General features: G+C 69.9%; 20 protein-coding genes. 2 read left to right on the forward strand and 18 right to left on the reverse strand.

What is annotated here, in order from left to right; all coding sequences use genetic code 11:
• Positions 1-54: 54 nt before the first annotated feature.
• The 8 genes from HWX00_RS13015 to HWX00_RS13050 are packed head-to-tail and all read right to left on the reverse strand — an operon-like array spanning position 55 to position 7,595.
• Positions 55-387, reverse strand: a complete 333-nt coding sequence (locus HWX00_RS13015) for an NIPSNAP family protein (RefSeq protein ID WP_034191827.1) — start codon at positions 385-387, stop codon at positions 55-57.
• Positions 377-2,005 carry a bifunctional 3-(3-hydroxy-phenyl)propionate/3-hydroxycinnamic acid hydroxylase gene (locus HWX00_RS13020; RefSeq protein WP_175027694.1) on the reverse strand — a complete coding sequence of 543 codons (1,629 nt, stop codon included), beginning with the start codon at positions 2,003-2,005 and terminating at the stop codon, positions 377-379. Before HWX00_RS13020 ends, HWX00_RS13015 begins: the two co-directional genes overlap by 11 nt.
• Positions 2,002-2,886 carry an alpha/beta fold hydrolase gene (locus HWX00_RS13025; protein WP_059562687.1) on the reverse strand — a complete coding sequence of 295 codons (885 nt, stop codon included), beginning with the start codon at positions 2,884-2,886 and terminating at the stop codon, positions 2,002-2,004. Before HWX00_RS13025 ends, HWX00_RS13020 begins: the two co-directional genes overlap by 4 nt.
• A gap of 26 nt (positions 2,887-2,912) precedes the next feature.
• The gene (locus tag HWX00_RS13030; protein WP_175027693.1) at positions 2,913-3,518 is read right to left on the reverse strand and encodes an amino acid synthesis family protein; all 606 of its coding nucleotides are present in this window, start codon (positions 3,516-3,518) and stop codon (positions 2,913-2,915) included.
• A gap of 50 nt (positions 3,519-3,568) precedes the next feature.
• The gene (locus HWX00_RS13035) at positions 3,569-4,084 is read right to left on the reverse strand and encodes a VOC family protein (protein ID WP_175027692.1); all 516 of its coding nucleotides are present in this window, start codon (positions 4,082-4,084) and stop codon (positions 3,569-3,571) included.
• A 12-nt stretch (positions 4,085-4,096) separates the two neighbouring features.
• Positions 4,097-5,134, reverse strand: a complete 1,038-nt coding sequence (locus HWX00_RS13040; RefSeq protein WP_175027691.1) for a WD40/YVTN/BNR-like repeat-containing protein — start codon at positions 5,132-5,134, stop codon at positions 4,097-4,099.
• Positions 5,135-5,149: 15 nt separating this feature from the next.
• The gene (locus tag HWX00_RS13045; RefSeq protein ID WP_034191831.1) at positions 5,150-5,962 is read right to left on the reverse strand and encodes an SDR family NAD(P)-dependent oxidoreductase; all 813 of its coding nucleotides are present in this window, start codon (positions 5,960-5,962) and stop codon (positions 5,150-5,152) included.
• A 49-nt stretch (positions 5,963-6,011) separates the two neighbouring features.
• Positions 6,012-7,595: an acetolactate synthase large subunit gene (locus HWX00_RS13050; protein WP_175868114.1), complete on the reverse strand. Its 1,584-nt coding sequence runs from the start codon at positions 7,593-7,595 to the stop codon at positions 6,012-6,014.
• 401 nt (positions 7,596-7,996) lie between these two features.
• Between HWX00_RS13050 and HWX00_RS13055 the strand changes: the two genes are divergently transcribed.
• Positions 7,997-10,102 carry a TonB-dependent siderophore receptor gene (locus HWX00_RS13055; protein WP_175029382.1) on the forward strand — a complete coding sequence of 702 codons (2,106 nt, stop codon included), beginning with the start codon at positions 7,997-7,999 and terminating at the stop codon, positions 10,100-10,102.
• Positions 10,103-10,132: 30 nt separating this feature from the next.
• Here HWX00_RS13055 and HWX00_RS13060 read toward each other — a convergent pair whose 3' ends face one another.
• The 6 genes from HWX00_RS13060 to HWX00_RS13085 all read right to left on the reverse strand — a co-directional run bounded on the left by HWX00_RS13060 (position 10,133) and on the right by HWX00_RS13085 (position 17,091).
• Entirely contained in the window at positions 10,133-11,386 is a 1,254-nt protein-coding gene (locus HWX00_RS13060; protein ID WP_034191834.1) for an arsenic transporter, read from the reverse strand.
• Between the two features lie 37 nt (positions 11,387-11,423).
• Positions 11,424-12,689 (reverse strand): MFS transporter, encoded by a 1,266-nt coding sequence (locus HWX00_RS13065; protein WP_049032425.1) that lies wholly within the window; start codon positions 12,687-12,689, stop codon positions 11,424-11,426.
• Positions 12,690-12,702: 13 nt separating this feature from the next.
• A complete protein-coding gene (locus HWX00_RS13070) occupies positions 12,703-13,248 on the reverse strand; it encodes a hypothetical protein (RefSeq protein ID WP_034191835.1) in 546 nt (181 codons plus the stop codon).
• A 40-nt stretch (positions 13,249-13,288) separates the two neighbouring features.
• A complete protein-coding gene (locus HWX00_RS13075) occupies positions 13,289-14,059 on the reverse strand; it encodes a hypothetical protein (protein ID WP_059562546.1) in 771 nt (256 codons plus the stop codon).
• A 168-nt stretch (positions 14,060-14,227) separates the two neighbouring features.
• Positions 14,228-15,613: a sigma-54-dependent transcriptional regulator gene (locus HWX00_RS13080; protein WP_175026815.1), complete on the reverse strand. Its 1,386-nt coding sequence runs from the start codon at positions 15,611-15,613 to the stop codon at positions 14,228-14,230.
• A complete protein-coding gene (locus tag HWX00_RS13085; RefSeq protein WP_069704969.1) occupies positions 15,595-17,091 on the reverse strand; it encodes a sensor histidine kinase in 1,497 nt (498 codons plus the stop codon). Before HWX00_RS13085 ends, HWX00_RS13080 begins: the two co-directional genes overlap by 19 nt.
• A gap of 178 nt (positions 17,092-17,269) precedes the next feature.
• On the opposite strand from HWX00_RS13085, the gene HWX00_RS13090 reads away from it, so the two are divergent.
• A complete protein-coding gene (locus tag HWX00_RS13090) occupies positions 17,270-18,226 on the forward strand; it encodes a mannuronate-specific alginate lyase (protein WP_069704857.1) in 957 nt (318 codons plus the stop codon).
• 89 nt (positions 18,227-18,315) lie between these two features.
• Here the strand turns inward: HWX00_RS13090 and HWX00_RS13095 are convergent, their stop codons facing one another.
• From HWX00_RS13095 to xylF, 4 genes are read right to left on the reverse strand one after another with little or no spacing between them, the layout of a single operon-like run.
• The gene (locus tag HWX00_RS13095) at positions 18,316-18,645 is read right to left on the reverse strand and encodes a hypothetical protein (RefSeq protein WP_226193806.1); all 330 of its coding nucleotides are present in this window, start codon (positions 18,643-18,645) and stop codon (positions 18,316-18,318) included.
• A 35-nt stretch (positions 18,646-18,680) separates the two neighbouring features.
• Entirely contained in the window at positions 18,681-19,916 is a 1,236-nt protein-coding gene (locus tag HWX00_RS13100) for a sugar ABC transporter permease (RefSeq protein ID WP_124670020.1), read from the reverse strand.
• Entirely contained in the window at positions 19,913-21,472 is a 1,560-nt protein-coding gene (gene xylG, locus HWX00_RS13105) for a D-xylose ABC transporter ATP-binding protein (protein WP_175026816.1), read from the reverse strand. Before xylG ends, HWX00_RS13100 begins: the two co-directional genes overlap by 4 nt.
• A 60-nt stretch (positions 21,473-21,532) precedes the next feature.
• Positions 21,533-22,561, reverse strand: a complete 1,029-nt coding sequence (gene xylF, locus HWX00_RS13110; RefSeq protein WP_034191842.1) for a D-xylose ABC transporter substrate-binding protein — start codon at positions 22,559-22,561, stop codon at positions 21,533-21,535.
• Positions 22,562-22,570 lie beyond the last annotated feature (9 nt).

Below are 22,570 nucleotides of genomic sequence, written 5' to 3' on the forward strand. Positions count from 1 at the left end.
GACGGTATCCTCGGTTGAAAGTGCGCGGTGGGCGCGAACGGTGCGACGGTCGTGTCACGCCGCCTGTTGCGGCGCTTGCAGCAAGCCGCCGATTTCCTGCCGGAGAATCTGGTTTTCCTGCCTGACGAGCAGATGCCGGACCTTGCCGCGGAACGTCCCGAACTCGGGATCGGCCATCAGCGCGGCCCGCCGCCGCGCACGCGTGTCGAGCGAATCGAATGCCCATAGATAGACGAGCTGGTTCAGCGGCCCGACTTCCGTCGCGAAACAGCCGATCATCGTGCCGAGTGCCCGCTCCTGCGCGGCGCGCCCGCATTCCGCATACAGCCGCAGATATTCGGCGACGCCGCCCGGCACCAGCGTATAGGTGCGTTGCTCAACAAACATGCGCTTCCTCCCGTTGTCGCGGCGCGAACGCCTGAAAGGCCGCGGTCGCGCGCGCCATCCCCGCGACGTCCGTCTGCGCCGCCACGTAGCGATCGGGGCGCACCACCACGAGCGGGCCGGCATGCCGGTCGAACCATGCCGCCAGCGCGTTATCGACGTCCTCGACGCAAGCGCTGCCGTGCACGCTGGTCACGCGCCGGGCGCGACTCGTCCCGCTGCGCGAACGGCTGACCTGCACGAAGGTCGCGCCGAGCGACGTCCAGTACGCACGATCGTCGTCACTCAGGCACGCTTGCGGATCGCACTGCCAGCCGACGATCGAGAACCACGGGCCCAGCACGTCGTCGAGTTTGCGGCGCAGGCCATCGGCCGTTTCGACGTCGGGCTGCACGATCATCCTGCCGACCGCATCCGAGCCGCCCGGCAGCACGATGCCGCGCGTGTAGCTCGGCATCGGCTTGAACCGCATCTGCAGGATGTAGTCCTTCAGCCCCGGTGCGAAGCGGACGAGCCCGAGGACGCGATCGCGCAGAAACGCGACGAGCCGGTTGGTCGGCATCAGCATCGCGCCGAAGGTGTCCGCGAGGTCGATCATCGCCTTCGCGTGATCGCGCCGCTCGGATTCGTACGTCGAGATCACGCCGGGATGCAACGTGCCACGGACGATGCCGGCCAGCTTCCACGCGAGGTTGCCCACGTCGCGCAGGCCCGCGTTCAGGCCCTGGCCGATCCACGGCGGACTCAGGTGCGCGGCATCGCCGACGAACGCCACGCGACCGACGACGAAACGCTCGGCCACGCGCGAATGGTGCGTGTAGGTGCGCGCCCGCACGATCTCGACGCGCTCGATGTCGTCGACGTACGGCGCGATCAGCGCGCGAATCGAGTCGGGCTGGGCGATCGCCGCTTCCTCCTCGTGCGGAAACACGAGAAATTCCCAGCGCCGGAAATCGAACGGCAGATAGATGCAGACGTTCGGGCGGCGCGGGTCGCAGTTCAGCGCCGTGCAAGGCTGGTCGAGGCCGGCGTTCTTCACGTCGACCACGACCCACTTGATCGGATGCGTCGTGCCGGCGAGCATGACGCCGAGCAGCTCGCGCATCGGGCTGCGTCCGCCGTCGGCCGCGACCACGTAGTCGGCCTGGAGCGCGTACTGCCGGCCGTCCGCGCGGCGCACCTGCAACGTGACGCCTCCGTCGTCCTGTTCGACATCCACCACTTCCTGACTGGTCCGCAGCGACACGTGCGGATAGCGGGCCAGCCCGGCGCGCAGCGTTCGTTCGGCCAGTTGCTGCATGAAGATGTTGCGCCGCCACCAGCCGAATTCGCGGATCGACGGGCGGATATCGGCAAAGCATTCGCCGTTCGCCTTGAACATGCGCAGCGGCACGTTCTGGATGATGTCGCGGCTCAGTTCATCGGCGAGCCCGGCTGTCTGAAACATCCGCAACGCTTCGTCGTCGATGCCGACCGCGCGCGGAAATTCGACGATCTCCGCGGCCTTCTCGACGATCACCGTCGCGATGCCGTAGAGGCCGAGCAGATTCGCCATCGCCACGCCGTTCGGCCCCGCGCCGACGATCGCGACCGAGGTCCGCTCCGGATTGTTCGCCTTCATGCGTCGGCCCCCGTCCGCCACGCCGGATCGTCGAGACGATCGAGCCATGATCGCAGTGCGCGATTGAATGCATCGGGCTGGTCGTCATGCACGTAATGCGTCGCGCCGGGCAGGTCGATCCGTTCGATTCCCGCATTGGCGGCCGCCATTTCGGCCGCCACTTCCGCGGACAGGAAGTCCGACGCGCCGCCGCGCAACAGCAGGGTGGGCACGTGCAGGTTGAGGACGAGCGGCCACAGATGGACGAGCTGCTCCGGCGTCGCGGCCAGCCGTGCCGCCGCGATCCCGGCGGCGTCGTGCCGCCACACGATCCGTCCGTGCGCGTCTTCCTTCAGCGAGTGTGCGACCCGCGAATCGAGCGCGGATTCCGCGATGTTCGGCCGCTGATGCCGCCAGAATGCGCGCGCGTCGTCCCACGACGCGAACGCGTCCGGCGTTTCCTTCAGCTCGCGCTTGATGCGCTCGGCACCTTGCGAGCCGGCCGACGCGCCCGGGCCCATGTCCTCGATCACGAGACCGGCAAGCCGGTCCGGATTCGATGCCGCGTAGACGAACGCATTGGCGCCACCCATCGAATGCCCGGCCAGCACGAATCGTCGCAGGTCGAGCGCGCGCACCAGGGCATCGAGATCGCGCACGTAGGCCGCCGCGTAATAGTCCCGCCGCGGATCCCAGTCGCTCAGCCCGCGCCCGCGCTGATCGAGCGCAACGACCCGGTAGCGGTCGGCCAGCGCGTCGGCGACGGGCTCCCACGTCCGCGCGTAGCTGCGCAAGCCGTGCAGCATCACCACGGCCGGCGCATCGTCGCGCCCCCAGCTCACGTAGTGCAGCCGCAACCCGTCGCTCTCGACCCATCCATCCTTGACGGACACCGTATTCATCATTCGCTCTCCGGCAGCCCCTGCTTTCACACCAGGCCGTCGCGACCGACGATCTCGCTCGCCTTCAGGCCGCCGAGCCGCGCGTGCAGGCGGCCGCGCGTCGCGAACGCGAAGATCACCAGCACTTCGTCGTCGTTGGGCGCGTCGGGAAACAGGCAGGTCACCGTGTCGTAATGCGAGCGCACGTAGAGCGCATCCTTGTGCGCGAGCGGCACGTCGATCACCGTGTTGATCGGGCCGCGCTTGCCGCTCGACGGCACCCACGACTTCCCGCCGCCGAGCGCGGCACGGATCGGCTCCGCGAAGATCGACGTGAGGAACGCGTTGCCGTGTTCGTATTCGCCGGCCGAGCCGACCAGGCACGCCTTGCCGTAGCTCTCGATCGCCTGGCCCGCCGCGAGCGACGCGATGCGTCGCGCGAATTCCTGCCCGAGCGCCGGCGACGGGCGTACGAGATCGTCAAGATTTTCGCTGTACCGCCCCGCATACGGGTTGTGCACGGCCGCGGCGATCACGATCTTGCGCAGCGGCTCGCCGTCCGCGAGCTGGCCGGACTCGTTCGCGAGCGAATCCTCGATCTGCGTATACCACTTGCGGATATGAAAGCCTTCGAAATTGGCGATCTTGCTCATCAGTAATCCTCTATAAAGTATCGATGATGTCGGAATGAATGGACGGCGCGTCAGTCGAACAGCGGTTCGAGCTGGAAGGGATCGCTGGGCGCGTTGTACCGGTGCAGCACGCGCTTGCCTTCCTCGTCGTCCGTGACGGTTTCGCAAAAGAATTCGAGCCGGTTGCCGTCCGGGTCCGGAAAATACACGCCGATCCCGACCTTGTGATCGGTGATCTTCACGATCGGCACGTCGCGACGGATCAGCATCCCGTACAGCCGACGCAGTTCGGTCAGGCCGCCCGCGATTTCGAGACCGTAGTGCTGCAGGCCGATCGTGCCGAGTTCCGCATCGGACGCCGCGCGAATCAGCGCGATGTCATGGTGTTTCTGGCCGAACGACATGAACACCCACTGCTCGCCGCGAGCGGTTTCCGTCATGCCGAGCACGTCGGCATACCAGATGCTCGAGCGCACCGGATCGCGCACGAACAGCGACAGGTGCGTGCGCTGCACGCGCGGTACCGGCAGCGGCAGCCCAAGCGCGTTCGCATGCGCCGCCCGTTGCTGGAGGTCAGGCTGGGTCATCGCTCGCTCCGCTCAATGCGTCGACTGCGCGTGGGCGACGAGCGGCGCTTCGAACGGCGTCCACGCCACGGCCGTGATCTCGCTGAAATCGCGCCATTCCTTGGTCCAGCTCCGGCCGCCGTCGTGCGAACGGAACAGGTGCCCGTACTTGGTCCCCGCATAGACGAGCCCGGGCCGCGCCGCATGGACGCCGAATGCCCAGAACGTCGAATTCGGCGGCGTGTGCAGATCCGTCTCGTGCCATGCACGGCCGCGATCGGGCGAGCGGTAGATACGGCTGCGCGTGCCAGGCGTGCCGTCGCCGATCGCCATCAGCAGGTCGCCGCCGGGCGCCGCCAGCTGGACGACCGTGCGCGTGTAGTACAGCCCGTCGAAGCGGTCGCGCGACAGCTTGCCGTCCCAGGTCAGGCCGTCGTCGTCGCTCACGTGCACCGCGTTCACCGTCAGCAGCACCGTGGTCTTCGGCTGGTGCGGCCCGGCGGGCAGCACGGCGATCGCATGAATGTCGCTGTTGCGGATCGCCGTGCCGGGGCCGTCCACGCGCGTCCAGGTCGCACCGGCGTCGCGGCTGCGCCATGCGCCGCCTTCCTCCACGCCGTACCACACGTTGCGGCCGTCCTCCGGGTCCACGCAGATCGTCAGCAGCCGCGGACGATTGACGCCCGAACAGAACTCCGGGAACTCGGGAGCCGTTCGCGCCCAGGTCAGACCCGCGTCGCTCGACTTGTAGAGCGCGGCGCGCGACGGCGCGCCGGTGCCCGCATACAGCACGGCCGGATTCGCGGGATCGATCGCGACGGACCAGACTGTCTGCCCGTTCAGCAGGTTCTCGGGGCGAAACCAGTGCGCGCCGCCATCCTCGCTGATGCACAGCCCCGAATCGGCACCGGCATACACCCGCGACGGCGTCGCGGGGTCCACCGCGAGCGCGCGCACGATGCCGTCGAACTCGATGGGCTCGTCCAGCCCGAGGCGATGCCAGGTCTTGCCGTCGTCGTTCGAGCGCAGGATGCCTTGTCCGGCGGTGGCGACCAGTACGGTTGCAGTCATGCGATGCTCCTTGTGTCAGAGAAAAATGCCGCGCGTGAGCCCGCCGTCGCAGCCGATCGACTCGCCGGTGATCGAGCCGGACTTCGGGGACGCGAGAAACGCCACGATCCATCCCATTTCCTCCGGCTGCAGCACGCGCCGGATCGGCGTGACCTTCACGTAGTTGGCCTCGACCTCCGCGGCCGTCAGCCCCTGCTTCCGCGCTTCCTTCTCGTAGAGCTCGTGAATGTGCGGGGTCTCGACGACGCCCGGGTGAATCGTGTTGACCGTGATGCCGAACGGGCCGAGCTGGTCGGACAGCGTCTTGGTCAGGTGCACGATCGCGACGTTGCGCATGCCGGACAGCTGCTTGCTGCCGCGGCCCGTGAGCCCGCCAACATTGACGATCCGGCCGAAACCGTGGCGCCGCATGTAGGGCGCTGCCGCCTTCGCGCAACGCAGGTAGCCGACGACCTTGATGTCGATGTCCTGGAGCAGCCCCTGCGGATCCGCGTGCTCCAGCTCCGCGCGCACGAGGCCGCCCGGATGCGCGGCGCCGTTCAGCAGGATGTCGAGCCGGCCGAAACGTTCGACGCTCGCCGCCATCGCCGCTTCGACGGACGCCATGTCGGTCGTGTCGAGCGTGACGGGCAGGATCGCGCCGGCCGCGTCGCCCAGCGGCGCGAGCGTCGCGCGAATCTCGGCGGCGGCGGCCTCGAGGTGTTCGAGGCGTCGCGCGGCAATGGCGACGTTGACGCCTTCGCGCGCCAGTTCGAGCGCGACCGCCTTGCCGATGCCCATGCTGCCGCCGGTGATGAATGCGGCTTTTCCGTGGAGTTGCAGGTCCATAACGATGAAAGATCAGAGTCGGGAGTGAAGAAGTCGGCGGGCGGCGCGATCAGGGCAGGCACATTTCGATGAGCCGCGGCCCGTCGGTGTGCGCGAGTGCGTCGTCGAGCGCCTGGGACAGCGCCTGCACCGTGCTCGTACGCTCGGCCGGTACGCCGTAGCCGCGCGACAGCGCGAGCCAGTCGATCGGCGGATCGTCCAGCAGCGTCAGGCGGCTCGCGTGCGGCGTGTCGGCCGGCAGGCCGCCGCGTGCGAGCTCGGTCTGCAGGATGCCGTAGCGCCGGTTCGAGGCGATCAGCATGACGATCGGCAGACGCTCGCGCGCCATCGTCCACAATGACTGGATCGTGTACTGCGCGCTGCCGTCGGACTGCAGCGCGAACACGCGGCGTGCCGGGCACGCGACGGCGGCGCCGAGCGCCACCGGCAAACCCTGGCCGATCGCGCCGCCGGTATTCGTGAGGATCGTGTGACGGCGCGCGCGCGCCGACGCGGTCACGAACGGATAACCGCACGTGCCGCCCTCGATCGACACGATCGCGTCGTCGGGCAGCGCATTCGCCAGCACGCGACCGACGGCTTGCGGCGTCAGCGGCCCGCTTTCCACCTGCCAGCGCTCGACGGGCACGCCGCCGGCGCCCTCCGGCGCGCCGATGCGCGCGGCCAGCGCGTCCAGCGCGTCGTCCGCCGCGTCGCCCGGCTCGGCCAGCGTCACGATGTCCTCGGGGCGCGCGAGTTCGCCGGGAATGCCTTCGTAGCCGAAGTAGGTGACGGGAGCGAGCGCCCCCGCCAGCACCACGCGCCGGCCGGCCAGCGCGGCGAGCGCCGGCTCGGGGAAATACGGCAGGCGGTCGATGTCCGGCAGGCCGCCGCCGCGCTCGGCGCGCGCCGGAAACGTCTCGCCGAAGCAGGTCGCGCCGGTCGCCGCCGCGATGCGCGCCGCCGCGCGCTGCCCGCGTGCCGACAGCGCGCGGCCGCCCAGCAGCAGCACGGCCGGCCGGCCGCCGAGCAACTGATCGGCGACCCGCTCGACCCGGGTTCGGTCGAACGACACCGCGGCCGCGCGAACGACGGCCGGCGACACCGAACCGCCGCGCACCGCGACCGACTGCAGATCCACCGGCAGCACGAGCGTCGCGACGCCGCGCCGCGCGGCCATCGCGGCCGCAATCGCGTCGGCCGTATCCGTCGCGAGATCCGCGGCGCGCGCCACGCTGCGATACCACACCGACACCGGGCGGGCGAGGGATTCGATGTCGGACGTGAGCGGCGCGTCGTACTTCAGATGATCGCGCGTGTGATCGCCGACGATGTTCAGGATCGGCGTGCGGGCGCGGCGCGCGTTGTGCAGGTTCGCAATGCCGTTCGCGTGCCCGGGCCCGAGGTGCAGCAGCGTCATCGCGGGTTTGCCGGCCATGCGGCCGTAACCGTCGGCCGCCCCGGTGCATACGCCCTCGAACAGCCCGAGGATCGGGCGCACGCCCGCCACGGTATCCAGCGCACCGACGAACGGCATCTCGGTGGTACCGGGGTTCGCAAAACAGACGTCGACGCCCGCGTCGCGCGCCGTGGCGAGCACGACGCCCGCCCCGCTTCGTGTTCCGGCATCGATGTCCAACTGTGGGATGTTCATGCGTCCGCTCGACGGGTTGAATGAAGTGGAGATCACTTTAATCCCGAATTACGGGATTTGTCAAACTCGCCAGTGCGCGAATAACGCCAAACCGATCCTCGTTTACCCGGAAAAAATTCGACTGGATAGTGCTATCAAGGCTCAACCCCGGCGATTTCCCAGTTCCTGAGCTCGTCGCAAATTCCCGCCATTCGGAATTCACGAAATCCACCGATTGCGCCAACTTCCATGGCCGCGTGCCTGTGGCGAGCCGCATCGCGTCGCACACAAAAATGCGAGCTTACGATTGCAAATGCCTCTCATTTGCATTAAATTTCCGCGCAAATGTACCGTTTGGAACACAGATGCCGATGCGCAACCGTCAGCCCTGCCCGAACGCCAACCACATCAAAGGACAGGGTATGAGCAGGAAGAAATGGGCGGCCGCACCGATGGCCATCGTCGTCGGCGCGGCCGGCGTGGGCACCGCCGACGCGCAGGAGGCGACGCTGCCGACCATCGAGATCGCCGGGCAGCGCGCGAGCGCGCCGTTTCGCACGCGTGACTCGACGAGCGCCACGCGTGGCGACGCGGACGTGATGGAGATCCCGTTCGCGGTCAGCAGCGTCGATGCGCAACTCGTGCGGACCGTCGCGGCGACACGCGGCGAGGACCTGTACGACTGGGTCGCGGGCGTCGCGCGGCAAAACAGCTTCGGCGGGCTGTGGGACAACTACGCGGTGCGCGGCTTCGCCGGCGACGGCAACACGTCCGGCACCGATTACCTCGTCAACGGCTTTTCGTGGAATCGCGGCATCGGCGTCCCGCGCGACACCGTCAACCTCGAGCGCATGGAAGTGCTCAAGGGGCCGGCGTCGGCGCTGTACGGGCGCGGCGATCCGGGCGGCCTCATCAGCTACACGACGAAGCAGCCGCAGTTCACGCGCGCGAATGCCGTCGGCGTGTCGGCCGGCAGCTATGGCGCGTTGCGCGAGACGCTCGATTCGACCGGCCCCGTGACGAAATCGCTCGCGTACCGCTTCGTCGCGATGAACGAGAACAACGGCAGCTTCCGCGATACGGTGTCGAGCAAGCGCTACCTGTTCGCGCCGTCGTTCACGTGGGACATCGGCGCGGACACGACGCTCCATTACGAATTCGAGAGCGTGCGCCAGCGCGCGCCGCTCGATCGCGGCGTGGTCGCGGTGGGCGGGCAGCTCGGCGCGATTCCCGCGTCGCGCTTCCTCGGCGAGCCGCGCGACGGCGACTTCGACGTGCGCAACACGGGCCATCAGTTCACGCTCGAGCATCGCGTCGATGCGAACTGGTCGGTCAACGCCGGCTTCGCGCAGCGCACCACCGACCTGTCCGGCCGCTCGTCCGAGGCATTCGCGCTGCAGCCGGACGGCCGCACGCTGTGGCGCCGCTACCGGCAAGTCGCGTTCCACTCGAACGACCTGCAAGGCCGCGTCGAAACGGCCGGCAAGTTCCGCACCGGCGGCATCGGCCACACGCTCGTGCTGGGTATCGACGCGTACCGCTTCAACTACGACCAGTTCGTCGCGCGCTCGACACCCACGGCCGCCGCGCCGTATGCGATCGACATCTTCGATCCCGTCTACGGCCAGCCGGCGCCCGTGCCGCGCACCGCGACCAACCTGCTCGAGCGCGACGACGGCCAGGGCGTCTATGCGCAGGACACGCTCGCGTTCGGGCCGCACTGGAAAATCCTCGCGGGGCTGCGCTGGGATCGCTTTCATCAGTCGGTCGAGAACCGCCTGAAGGGCACGACGAGCCACCAGTTGCAGACCGCGTTGAGTCCGCGCCTCGGCATCGTGTACGAGATGAGCCCCGCGCTGTCGCTGTATGCGAACACCGCGTATTCGTTCCGGCCCAACAACGGCGCCGACGTAAACGGCCGCGCGTTCGATCCGGAGAAGGGGCATGGCTACGAAGTCGGCGCGAAATGGGCCGGCGCACGCTGGCTCGCCACCGTCGCGGCATTCCACGTCAACAAGCGCAACGTGCTGACCGCCGATCCGGCCAACGCCGGCTTCTCCCGCGCGGCGGGCGAGGTGCGCAGCCGCGGCGTCGAATTCGAATGGAACGGCGACCTGGGTCACGGCGTGCGCGGCCTCGTCAACGTCGCCTACGTCGATGCCGCGGTCACGCGCGACGCGGTGCTGACGCCCGGCGCACGCCTCGTCGACATTCCGCGCCTGAGCGGCAGCGCGCTGCTCCTGTACGAAACCGCGGTGCCGTTCGCGGACAAGGCCGGCGCCGGCGCCGGCGTGATCTACGTCGGACGCCGGGCCGGCAATACCGCGAACACGCAGGACGGGTTCGACCTGCCGGCCTATGCGACCGTGCAGCTGAACGGCTATGTGCAGATCGACAAGCACCTGCGCGCGTCGGTGGTGCTGAACAACCTGTTCAACCGCACCACCTACGTCAGCTCCTACAACAGCCTGTGGGTCACGCCAGGCGCACCGCGCAGCCTGTTCGCGTCGCTCGCCTACGCGTTCTAGCCGGAATCGGCCGGCCGCCGCGTACCGCGGTCACGCGCCGAGCGCGAGCCGTGCGGCGAGCGCGAGCAGCAGGGCCGGCAACATCACGCACGCGCCGACCGCAAGGAACGCGCGGAAGCCGACCTGCAGCCCCTCGCGCCGGATAGCCGCGAGCCACAGGATCGTCGCGAGCGATCCGGTCACGGACAGGTTCGGCCCCAGGTCGACGCCGATCAGGATCGCGTCGATCACCCGGTGCGGGCTGCCCGCGGCGTCGATCGTCGAGCTCGCGAGGAGTCCGGCCGGCAGGTTGTTGACCAGATTCGACGCCAGCGCGATCGCGACGCCCGCCACGGCCGCGGCGGTCTGCTCGCCGCTTGCCGTCAGCGCGCGCAGCAGCCCGGCCAGCGCACGCACCGCGCCGCTCCGGTCGAGCGCCTCGACCAGGACGAACAGCCCGGCGACGAGCGGCAACACGCTCCATGAAATCGCGCGAACGATCGGCACGGCGGCCGTGCGATCCCGAACCAGCACGCACGCGACCGTGACGACACCCGCCGCCGCGGTCGGCAACCCGAGCGGAAGATCGAGCGCCGACACCGCCATCAGCGCGGCGGCCGTGACCGCGATGCCGGCCAGCGCGATACGGCCGCCGCCGGTGAGCGGCCGCGTCGGCAGGCCCGATTCGCAACGACCGCGCAGCGCGTGTCGCTGGGTGATCCGCAGCATCCCGTACGTGCAGGCGATCGACACGACGGACGGAACCGCGAAGTGGGCCAGCCATGCGCCGAGCGGCGGCATGCGCGCGCCGTACAGCACGAGATTCGCCGGGTTCGAGATCGGCAGCACGAAACTCGCCGCGTTCGCGACGAACGCGCAGATGTACAGCAGCGGCAGCGGCTCGGCCTTCGCGCGGCGCGCGGCCGCGACGACCGCAGGCGTCAGCACGACGGCGGTCGCATCGTTGGACAGGAAGACCGTCGTCACCGCGCCCACCAGGTAGACGAGCGCGAACAGGCGCCGGGGCGAACCCTGCGCGCGATTGACGACGCGCGTCGCGACCCAGTCGAACAGCCCTTCGCGCCGCGCGACCTCGGACAGCAGCATCATGCCGGTCAGGAACAGGTACACGTCGCCGCCCTTCGCGACGGCCTCGAGCGCCGGATGCACGGGCAGCAGGCCGCATGCGACCAGCAGCAGCGCGCCGCTCACCGCCCAGGTCGCCTCGGGCCAGCCGAACGGACGCGCGATGACGCCCGCCGTGGCGAGCGCGGAAATCAGCCATGCAAGCGAAACGGAATTCATGGACAAGTCGGAAATGACATGGAGAGGACAGGCACGTTCATGACGACGTGGCCGGCAGATCGGCCGGCTTGCCGCACACGCTGCTCAGCGCGCGCGCATGGCCGAGCCAGAGCGCGAGCGACCCGGTCGACACGGCGCCCAGCACGACGAATGCGGCCGGATAACCGAAGTGCTGCGCGAGCACGCCGCCCAGCGCGGGACTGAGCGCCGCGCCGATGCCCTGCGCGGTCGCGACGGCGCCCTGCCCGGCGTTCACGCGGCCGGAGCCGTGCAGCAGGCGTACGACGAGCGCCGGCACGACGACGCTCTGCAGGCCGGCGCCGATACCGTCGAGCACCTGCACCGGCCAGACGCCCGCCTCGCTCATCAGGACGGCGGCGAGCGCGCCGCGCACCGGCAGCACCAGATAGGACAGCAGCAGCACGCGCCAATAGCCGTGCGCGCGGATCAACCGGGGTGCGAGCCACGCGGCCGCGATCATCACGAGCTGCGCGATGACGATGGTCTGCGCGGTGAACATGCTCGCGTTGCTGCGATGCGTGGCGACCACGCCCATCCCGTAGAGCGGCAGCATCGCCGCGTTGCCGAGATGAAACAGCGCGAGCGACGCACCGAGCAGGACCAGCGGCCGGTTCGAGGCCAGCGTACGCATGCCGCCGACGCGCATCGTCGGCGCGCCCGCGGGCCGGTCGTCGTGCGCGGCAAGCGTTCGCGGCGCGGCAGGCTCGGTGTCGAGGCCACGCGCGCACGCATGGTCGATGGCCTGCCCGGGAATCGCCAGCGTGCTCGCGATCGCGAGGATCGTGAACACGGCGACGAGCGCGAACACCGCGTCGAATCCCGCATGCCAGCCGAGCCAGCCGGCGAGCGCCGCGCCCACGACGTTGCCCGCGTGGTTCGCCATCTGGTTGCGGCCGAACTGCCGGTCGAAACCCTGCCGGCGCGCGATGCCGAGCGTCACGCCCGCGACGGCCGGCGCCAGCGCCGCGCCGCCGACGGCGGCCAGGATCTGCGACGCCGCCACCGCCGGATAGCCGTCGGCGACCATCAGCGCCAGCGAGGCGAGCGCCGTCACGGCGGTGGCCACGATGATCAGCGCGCGCTTCGCGCGCAGCGCATCGACGAGCGCGCCGGCCGGCGGCGTCGCGGCCATCGCGGCGAGCCCGGCCAGCGTCATGACCGAGCCGATCGCGTCGGCGCTCCAGCCGCGCGACAGCAGGATCACGCCGACGAACGGGCCGATGCCGGCCTGCACGTCGGCCAGGAAAAAGTTGAGCGCCTCGAGCGCGCGCGTCGGTTTCATGGTCGACGGGCGGTCATTCGTCTTCCGCATCGACGAGTTCGGCGATCTCGCTGACATCGAGCACGGCGCCGTATCGCGTGACGACGCCTTGTCCCCACGCCATGACATGGACACCGGCGCGCAGATAGTCGCTCAGTTCGGCCGCCGCATGGGGCGGCACCCGCAGCACGGCACCGTTCGCCAGCAACGCGCCGTTCAGCTCGCCTTTCGGGCCGTGCAGCGCGAACGCGACCTCGCCGCTCATCTCCATCGGCTTGCGGCCGCCATGCGGCGGCTTCGGCGCACCGTGCACGGGCCCGTCGTCGACGATCTCGACGCCGTGGCGCCCGGTCAGTTGCACCGCGGCGATCGTCTCGGCGCCGCGCATCTTGACGCCGCGCACGCGAATGCGGTCGCCTACCTCGATGTGGCGAACCAGTTCGCGGCCCAGATGCGGCGGCACGTGAACCTGCAGGTCGCCGTTCAGGACCAGGCCGTCGATGTCGCCGTGCGGGTTGAGCAGGAACTGCGTGACGCGGCCGCGCGTTTCGGGCAGGCAGGCGGGATCGATCCAGTGCATGGCAGGACTCCTTATTGGATGAAGAGAAAACGACGCGCGATCAGCGCGCGACGTCGTCATAGAGATTCACGACGCGGCCCGGCGCACCGAACGCGGTGGCCTGCAGCGCTTCGCCATAGGCGTTGCGCGTGCCGTACCCGACCGCGGCCACGCGCGCGCCGGGCACGAGCAGCCCGCCGAATTGCTGGGCGGCCGGCACGGTCAGCTTGACGATCGCGCCGTCGTCGAGCATCACGCCGTCCGGCTCGCCGCGCGGCGCGCGCATGACGCGCCGCACGACGCCGGACACGCTGATCCGGGTCAGATTGACGCCGCGCAGTGCGGGCGGCATCGGCGCGGCAGGTGCCGGCGGCTGGTCCGACAGCGACGCGCCGGTGCGGTCGTTGCGCACGACGCGCGCGTGGAGGTCGTCGCCGAGGCGGCGTTCCCCGGCCACCGTGACGCGCTCGCCCGGCCGCGCGAGCGCGACCAGTTGCGTGCCGAGATGCGGCGGCAGGCGGACGAGCGTGCCGTCGGTCAGCACGAAACCGTCGACGTCGCCTTCCGGGTTGATCGTCATGCGTGCCAGCGTGCCGGACACGAGCGCGTCGGGAGCGATGCCGCCGCCGGGCACGCCGACCGGCGGCGCCGGGTCGAGGCCGGCGCGCGGCGGTGCGCCGGGCGGCTCGTCCGCACGCGGCGCGGGCGGAATCTGCGCGGCGCAGGCGGTCGCCGCGGCAAGCAGCGCGACGGCGCACAGTCCGACAGCGGTGCGGCGAACGGCGGCGCGCCGCGGCGGCCGCGAACGCGCGGCAAGTGGGGTCGACATCATGGCGGGCTCCGGCAACGGGTTGCGATGCGTCGATATTCGCAACACGCGTGCCAGCACGCGCGCGCCCGCCGGGCGGTGTTCCGGACGACGGACCGTGCGGGACGTGTCGGGATTCCCGACATGTTTCACCCGCCGTTGTCGGAGATTCCGACAGTCACATCGGCGCGGCTAGTCGTCGCGCTCGATCCCCAGATGAGCCATGCGCGCGTAGAGCGATTGCCGGCCGATACCGAGCTGCCGCGCGGCCTCCGCGCGATTGCCGTTCGCGCGCTCGAGCGCGCGCAGGATCGCGGCGCGCTCGACCGCCGCCAGCGCATCGGGCAACGGCAGGTCGAACAGCGAGGCCGGTAGCGCGAGCGTGTCGCTGCCGTTCTGAAGCGCGGGCACGACGGCCAGCCCGAGATCGGCCGCACCGATGGCCGGCCCGGGCGCCAGCGCGGCCGCCCGCTCCATCACGTTGCGCAGTTCCCGGACGTTGCCGGGCCAGCGATGATCGAGCAACGCCCGCTGCGCGTCGTTCGTCAGGTGCAACGCACGCGCGCCTGCCGCCCCCGCCAGGAAATGCGCGGCCAGCGGCAGGATGTCGGCCACGCGCTCCGCGAGCGGCGGCAAGTGCAGCGGAATGACGTTCAGGCGATAGAACAGGTCTTCGCGAAACGTGCCGTTCGCGACCGCCGCGGCAAGATCGCGGTGCGTCGCGGCCACCACGCGAATGTCGATCGCCGTCGGACGATCCGCACCGAGCGGCGTCACCTGGCGCTCCTGCAGCGCGCGCAGCAGCTTGGCCTGCATCGCGGCGGGCATGTCGCCGATCTCGTCGAGAAACAGCGTGCCGCCGTCGGCCTCGACGAGCCGTCCGGCGCGATCGGCATGCGCGCCGGTAAACGCGCCGCGACGATGCCCGAACAATTCGCTTTCGAGCAGATCGGCCGGAATCGCCGCGCAGTTGACCGCGACGAACGGCTGCGCATGCCGCGCCGACGCCGCATGCAGCACGCGAGCCGCCACTTCCTTGCCGGTACCCGTCTCGCCGGTGACGAGTACGGTCGCGTCGCTCGTTGCGGCGCGGCCGATCTGCTTTTGCACGTCGCGCATCGCGGCGCTCACGCCCAGCAGCCGGGGGCGGGTCGACACGGGTTCGCGCGCGAACCCGTCGCCGTGCGGCTCGGCGGCCGCCGGCGGCGTGTTCGCGGACACGACGCGCGTGAGCAGTTGCGCGATGTCGCGACGCCCGATCGGCTTGGTCAGGTGATCGAACGCGCCAAGCCGCATCGCGTCGATCGTGTTGTCGCTGGTCGCATGGGCGGTCAGCATCACGACCGGAATCGCGGCCAGCGCGGGATCGTCGCGCAATTGCGCGAGCACCGCGAGCCCGTCCAGGTCGGGCAGGCGGTAATCCAGAAAGATGCAATCGACGCGGACGCCATCGCGCAGCACGCTCAACGCCGCTTGCCCGGCCTCCGCTTCGACGACGCGATGGCCGAGATCGGCGAGCGTCTCGGCCAGGCCATCGCGAAACGCCGCGTCGTCGTCGACTATGAGGATGGTTGCCATGGGATTTCAATGACGAAGGAGGCGCCGCGCGGCACGTCGTCGAGCCAGGCCTGGCCGCCGTGCGCCGCGGCCACTTCGCGGACGACCGCAAGACCGAGGCCCGTGCCGTCCGCCCGTCCCGTCACGAACGGCTCGAAAATGCGGTCGCGCTGCTCGGCGGGAACGCCGGGGCCGGTATCCGACACGGTGATCCTCAGCCAGTCGCGTCCGGCATCGGTGCGACGCGCGGCGGTCAGCGTGACCGCGCCGCCGTCGCCGGCATGGCGCAGCGCATTGAGCACCAGGTTGTCCAGTGCGCGGCGCATCTGGTCGGGATCGAACACGGGGAAACCGGCGGGCTCCGCCACGCGCTCGCGAGGCTCGCCGCGCGACCATGCGAGCTCGATCGACCGGCGCTGCGCCAGCTCGCGGTGCGCGTCGACGACCTGCGCGAGCCACACGTCGACATCGACCCGCGTCGCATGCGGGCTGACCGGCTGCGTCAGCGCAAGCAGGCCGGACAGTTGCGCATCGATGCGTTCGATCTGCGCCAGGATCACGCGCAGCGCATCCTGCTGCCGCCCGCTGTCGCCGGCCAGCGCGTTTTCGGCTTTCAGCCGCATCGCGCCCATCGGGTTGCGAATCTCGTGCGCGACCTGGGCGGCCAGCTTGCCCAGCATCCCGAAGCGTTCCGCCTGCGCGAGCCGCGTGCGGAGTTCGGCGGCCTGCTGCTGCAGGTGTTCGGCACGCCGTGCGCGCGCGTTGAACGCCTCGATGATCCGGTCGAGATCCGACTCGCCGACGTAAGGCAGGTGCGGTTCGCGACCGTCGGGCCCGAGCCCGGTCTCGATCCGCGCGAGATTGCGCTTCCAGCGGCGCAATCCGATGGCCAGCGCCGCCGCGATCGCGAGAATCACCGCGAGCACGCCGGCGAGGCCCAGCGCCAGCAGCTCGCCGTGCCGGCCGAGCGGCGGGCGCGCGCGCGTCAGCATCCAGACGAACAGGCCCGATCCGGCGCGGACGGGGCACGCCGCCGCGATCACGGCATCCTGCGCGCCCTCGACGGCGTTCGACGTCGCGGCGCGCGTCGCGGCGGCCGCGCGCAGCGTGCGGAGAATCAGCGGCGTTTCCGCGTCCGGCACGTCGCGCTTGATGCCGCTGCCCTGATAGGTGGGAAAGGAATACGCGAGAAAACCGCTCGCCGCGGCGCCGCCGCCCGCCGTCCAGAAACCGCCTTCCATGTCCGGCGCGCGCGCGAGGACGATATCGAGGATCGCATGCATCAGCGCGGCATCCGGCTGCGCGCCGGCCGGCGCGGACGTATCGTAACGCGACGCGACCGCTTCGCAGGCCGCTGCGCCCGCGGCCCGCGCACCGGCGATCTGCTGCCCTTCGGCGGAACTGGCCATGACCCAGACGACCGCGACCAGCGTCGCGCAGAGCGCCGCGACGAGCGCCCAGAGCATGACGAGTTGAGTGGAGAACGGCGGACGCTTCATCGGATCGGGCATGCGGTCGAGGGCGACAGGATAACGTAAAGCATGCGACGCCGGGACCCGCGCGAATACGACGCGTCGCGCCGGACGGCAACGGTCGCCATCGGGAAAGGCCGCTGAAAGAACCAAGCGCTAGACTGCCTGCGGCTCGACACTCCCGCCCCTTCCCCTCGAGGACAGCATGCGCGCCATTGCCTTCCGAAGACTCTCCGTCGCCTTGTTCGCCGCCGGTGCGCTGTTCGGCGCCGCGTCCGCGAGCCGCGCCTGCGACGTGCCCGCCCCGGTGCGGACGATCGATCCGCCCGGCTACTACGACGACCCGACCGGCTACGCGCGCGACGTGAAGCCGATGCGCGATTTCGTCGCGAAGCTGAACGCCGCGGCGGAACGCGCCGACTGGTCGTGCGCGCTGACGCTGCTCGACAGTTGGGCGCAATCGGATGCGCTGATGGGCAAGATCTCCGGCTATCAGGGATATTTCGAGCGTTCGTGGGCCGGCACCGACTTCGCGATGGTGATCCTGCGCATGCCGCCCGGCGTGCGCGAAGCGAACCGCGCGCCATTCAACGCGATCGACCCGTGGCTCGAACGCATCGCGATCGCCACCCGCGATTCGGAGGCAATCAACCGCCTGCACAACAACCTCGTGTACTGGGCGGGCCTCGACCTGATCGCCATCGGCACCGTGACCGACAACGCGAGCCTGATCGACTCGGGCCTGCTGCGCGTGCGCGAAGGAATCCGCGACATCGCCGCGGACGGTTCGCTGGCCCGGGAAGTCAAGCGCGGCAACCGCGCGCTGCACTATCACACCTTCGCGCTGCTGCCGCTCGTGTTCGCGGCGGAGCTCGTGCACCGGCGCAAGATCGACCTGTATCGCGAGAACGGCGGCGCGATCGGCCGCCTGGCCAACCTCGTGATCGACGCGGTGGAGAACCCCGACAGTTTCAGGAAGATCACGCCGGTCAGGCAGGACCTGTTCCCGTGGACGTTCCGCGACGAACTGAGCTGGGTCGAGCCGTACTACGCACGCTTCGGCGATCGCCGGCTGCCCGCGATCATCGCGCCGCGCCGCCCGTTCAGCGAATGGCGGCTCGGCGGCGACGTGACCGCGGCGTGGGGTGCGCCGCTGCCGTAACGGCCCGCGCACGATGCGGAACACACGCGGCGCGAGCGCATCGAGTCATGCCGACCGCGCGAACGGTGTTGCGCCGCCTCTTCCGCGCGTCAGCGCACGCCCTCGTGCGCAGCCTCGTTCACGGTACCGCCGACGCGCTCCGCGCGCTCGACGATGCGCGCGAGCCGGATGATGTCGGTCAGCGCGAAATCGTTCGCGTCCGGCGTCGGCCGATCGTGCTCGCGCGCGACGCGCATCGCGAACGCGAGCGCTTCCGAGCGCTCGCGCAACAGCGTGCGCAATGCATCCGCGATGATCCGGCGGTCGCGCGGATCGCCCAGGCCGAGCACCGGCCCGCGGCCCGGTTCGACGGCCGGCGCTCCGTGCGCCGGCGCCGCCAGCATGGCGATGCCGGGCATCGGCACCGTGTTCCGTTTCATGTCCCTCTCCCGTTGACGGGCGGCCGCACGCTGCGTCACCGCCGGTTCGACCGCGACACCACGTCGATCCACACCGCCAGCACCAGTACCGCGCCCTTGACGATCATCTGCCAGTACGCGTCGACGTCCAGCATCGACATGCCGTTGTCGAGGCTCGCCATCACCAGCGCGCCGATCAGCGCGCCGTACACGGTGCCCGAGCCGCCGCGCATCGACGTGCCGCCGATGAAGCACGCGGCGATCGCGTCGAGTTCGCCCATCGTGCCCGCGGACGGCGAGCCGGCCGCGAGCCGCGCGGTGTTCACGATGCCGGCGAACGCGCACATCAGCCCCATCAACGCGAAGATCGCAAGCTTCACGCGGTCGGTGTCGACGCCCGACAGTCGCGTCGCCTCGAGATTCGAGCCGACCGCGTAGATGCGCCGCCCGAACACGGTCTGCGTCGCGATCCACGAGAAGACGCCGAGCAGCGCGAGCAGCAGCAGCACCGGCACCGGGATGCCGCCGTAGCGGTCGAGCGTCGCGACGAACGCGAACAGCACCGCGCCCGCGCCCACGATCTTGACGGCGTCCTGCCACGGCGGCGCGACCGCGAGGCGATAGCGTCGCCGCGTGCCGCGCTGGCGCACGACCAGCAGCGCGACGAGCGCGAACAGCAGCAGCGCGAGGCCGTCCCCGGCCATGCGCGGCAGGTAGCCCTGCCCGAGGAACACGAAGCCGTCGGACACCGGCGCGATCGTCGAGCCGCCCGTCACGCCGAGCAGGATCCCGCGAAACGCGAGCATCCCGCCCAACCCGACGATGAACGACGGCACGCGCCGGTAGGTCGACCACCAGCCGTTGAAGAGCCCGATCAGCACGCCGAGCGCGAGCACCGCCGGCACCGTCGCGGCGACCGGCCAGTGGCGGTTCACGTCGAGGATCGCCGCGACGCCGCCGAGCAGCCCGAGCAGCGAGCCGACCGACAGGTCGATCTCGCCCGCGATGATCACGAACACCATCCCGCAGGCGAGCATGCCGGTGATCGACATCTGCCGCAGCAGGTTCGACACGTTGCGCGGCGTGACGAACGCGCCGTCGGTCAGCACCGAGAAGAAGGCCCAGATCGCCGCGACCGCGAGCAGCAGCGCGAGGATCTTGTAGCGCACGAAGACCTGGCGAAGCTGGCTGCCGGTCGGGCGGCCCGCGGCGTGCACCGCGTCGTGGCCGCTTGAACGGCGCGCCTCCGCGTCCTGCGTCGCCGGGGTGGAAGAGGAAAGTTCTGGATTCATGTCGCACTCGCTGCGGTGGGTTCGGTCGGCCGCCGGCCGGATTTCAGCGCGGCGCCGAGGATCTGTTCCTGCGTGAGGCCTTCGTTGACGAAATCCCCGCGCAGCTCGCCTTCGCCGATCACCAGCACGCGATCGGCGAGCCCGAGCACCTCCGGCATTTCCGACGACACGACGATCAGCGCGACGCCGCGCTTCGCGAGCGCGAACACGAGCCGGTAGATCTCGGCCTTCGCGCCCACGTCGACGCCACGCGTCGGCTCGTCGAGAATCAGCACCTGCGGCTCGGCCAGCAGCATCTTCGCGAGCACGGCCTTCTGCTGGTTGCCGCCGGACAGGCTCGCGATCGGCAGGAACGGATGCGCGGCGCGCACCGACAGCCGCTGCATCTCGGTGCGGATCGCATCCAGCTCGGCCGCCGCGTCGATCCGGCCGCGCACCGCGAAGCGCCGCAGCACCGCCAGCGTGATGTTGTGGCCGACACCGAGCTGCGGCACGATGCCGTGACGCTTGCGGTCCTCGGGCACCATCGCGATGCCGGCGCGGATCGCATCGGCAGGCGTCCGGATCGACAACGGCCGACCGTTCATCAGCACGGTCGCCGTGCACGCGCCCGGGTACGCGCCGAAGATCGCCTGCATCAGCTCGGTACGGCCCGCGCCGACGAGCCCCGCGACGCCGAGGATCTCGCCGCGCCGCACGCTGAACGACACGTCGTCGACCCGCTTGCGGCGCGGGTTCGTCACGTCGCGGCAGGTCACGTGGCGCGCCTCCAGCACGACCTCGCCGATATCGTGCGGCTCGCGCGGATACAGATCGCGTATCTCGCGGCCGACCATCATCGCGATGATCCGGTCGGTCGTCAGCGCGCGCATCGGCTCGGTCGCGACGTGACGGCCGTCGCGGATCACGGTCACGGTGTCGCACACCGCCTCGACCTCGTCGAGCTTGTGCGAGATGTACACGCACGCGACGCCGCGGCGCTTCAGGTCGCGCACGATGTCGAGCAGGATGCGCGTTTCGGACGCGCTCAGCGACGAAGACGGCTCGTCGAGAATCAGCAGCTTCGCGCGCTTGTTCAGCGCCTTCGCGATCTCGATCAGTTGCTGGTGCCCACCGCCGTAGTTCATCACCGGCTGGGCGACGTTGATCGAGTCGATCCGCAGTTCGTGCAGCAGTGCCTCGGCACGCTGCACCATCGCCGCGAAGTTCATGCGTCCGCCCGGCAGCGTGATCTCGTTGCCGAGGAAGATGTTCTCGGCCACCGACAGCTCGGGCACGAGCATCAATTCCTGGTGGATGATCACGATGCCCGCACGCTCGGTGTCGCGCACGCCGGACGCGACGAGCGGCGCGCCCTCCCAGCGGATCTCGCCGTCCCACGTGCCGTACGGATACACGCCCGACAGCACTTTCATCAGCGTCGATTTGCCCGCGCCGTTCTCGCCGCACAGCCCCACGCACTCGCCCGGCCGCACCATCAGGTCGATGCCGTCCAGCGCCTTCACGCCGTCGAATTCCTTGACGATGCCGCGCATCGTCAGCAAGGGTTCGGTCATTCGCTCATGCCTCGCAGTGTGCGCGCGGACGCGCCGGTGGGCCGCCCGCGCACCGCGCCGTTACTGGCTCGCCAGCTGTGCCTGGGTATAGAAGCCGTCCTTCACGACGACGTCGACGTTGCGCTTGGTCAGGAGCGTCGGCTGCAGCAGCACCGTGTCGACCTTCTTCCTGCCGTTGTCGTACTGCGCGTTGAACGCGGGCTTCGTGCCCTTGGCGAGATCCACCGCGAGCTTCGCCGCTTCGCTCGCGATCAGCTTGAGCGGCTTGTAGACGGTCATCGTCTGCGTCCCGGCGATCACGCGCTTGACGGCGGCAAGATCCGCATCCTGCCCGGACACCGGCACCTTGCCGGCCAGATGCTGCGCGGCGAGCGCCTGGATCGCGCCGCCCGCGGTGCCGTCGTTCGACGCGACGATCGCATCGATCCGGTTGTTGTTCGCGGTCAGCGCATCCTCGACGATCCGCAGCGCGGTCGACGCGCTCCACTCCGGCACCCACTGCTGGCCGACGACCTTGATGTCGCCGCGATCGATCGCCGGCTTCAGCACCTTCAGTTGCCCTTCGCGCAGCATCTTCGCGTTGTTGTCGGTCGGCGCGCCGCCGAGCAGGAAATAGTTGCCCTTCGGCTTCGCGTCGACGACGCCCTGCGCCTGCAGTTCGCCGACCTTCTCGTTGTCGAACGAGATGTACGCATCGACGTCGGCGTCGAGGATCAGCCGGTCGTAGGACACCACCTTGATGCCGGCCTTGCGCGCCTCGGCCACCACGTTGCCGAGCGTCTTCGAATTGAACGGGACGATCACGATCACGTCCACGCCGCGCGAAATCAGGTTCTCGATCTGCGAGATCTGCCGCTCCTCGCTCGCATCCGCGGACTGCACGGAAACTTTCGCGCCGAGCTTCGTGGCGGCGGCCACGAAATAGTCGCGGTCGCGCGACCAGCGCTCGACGCGCAGGTCGTCGATGCAGAAGCCGATTTCCGGCTTGTCCTTGCTCGCATGCGCGAGCGGCGCGCCCAGCGCGAAGACCGCCAGCGCGGCGGCGCCGGCCAGCGCATTCAATACGGTACGACGTTTCACGGATTTCATGTCTCCATT

The sequence above is a fragment of the Burkholderia seminalis DSM 23518 genome (genome assembly GCF_902832885.1).
Lineage (GTDB): Bacteria > Pseudomonadota > Gammaproteobacteria > Burkholderiales > Burkholderiaceae > Burkholderia > Burkholderia seminalis.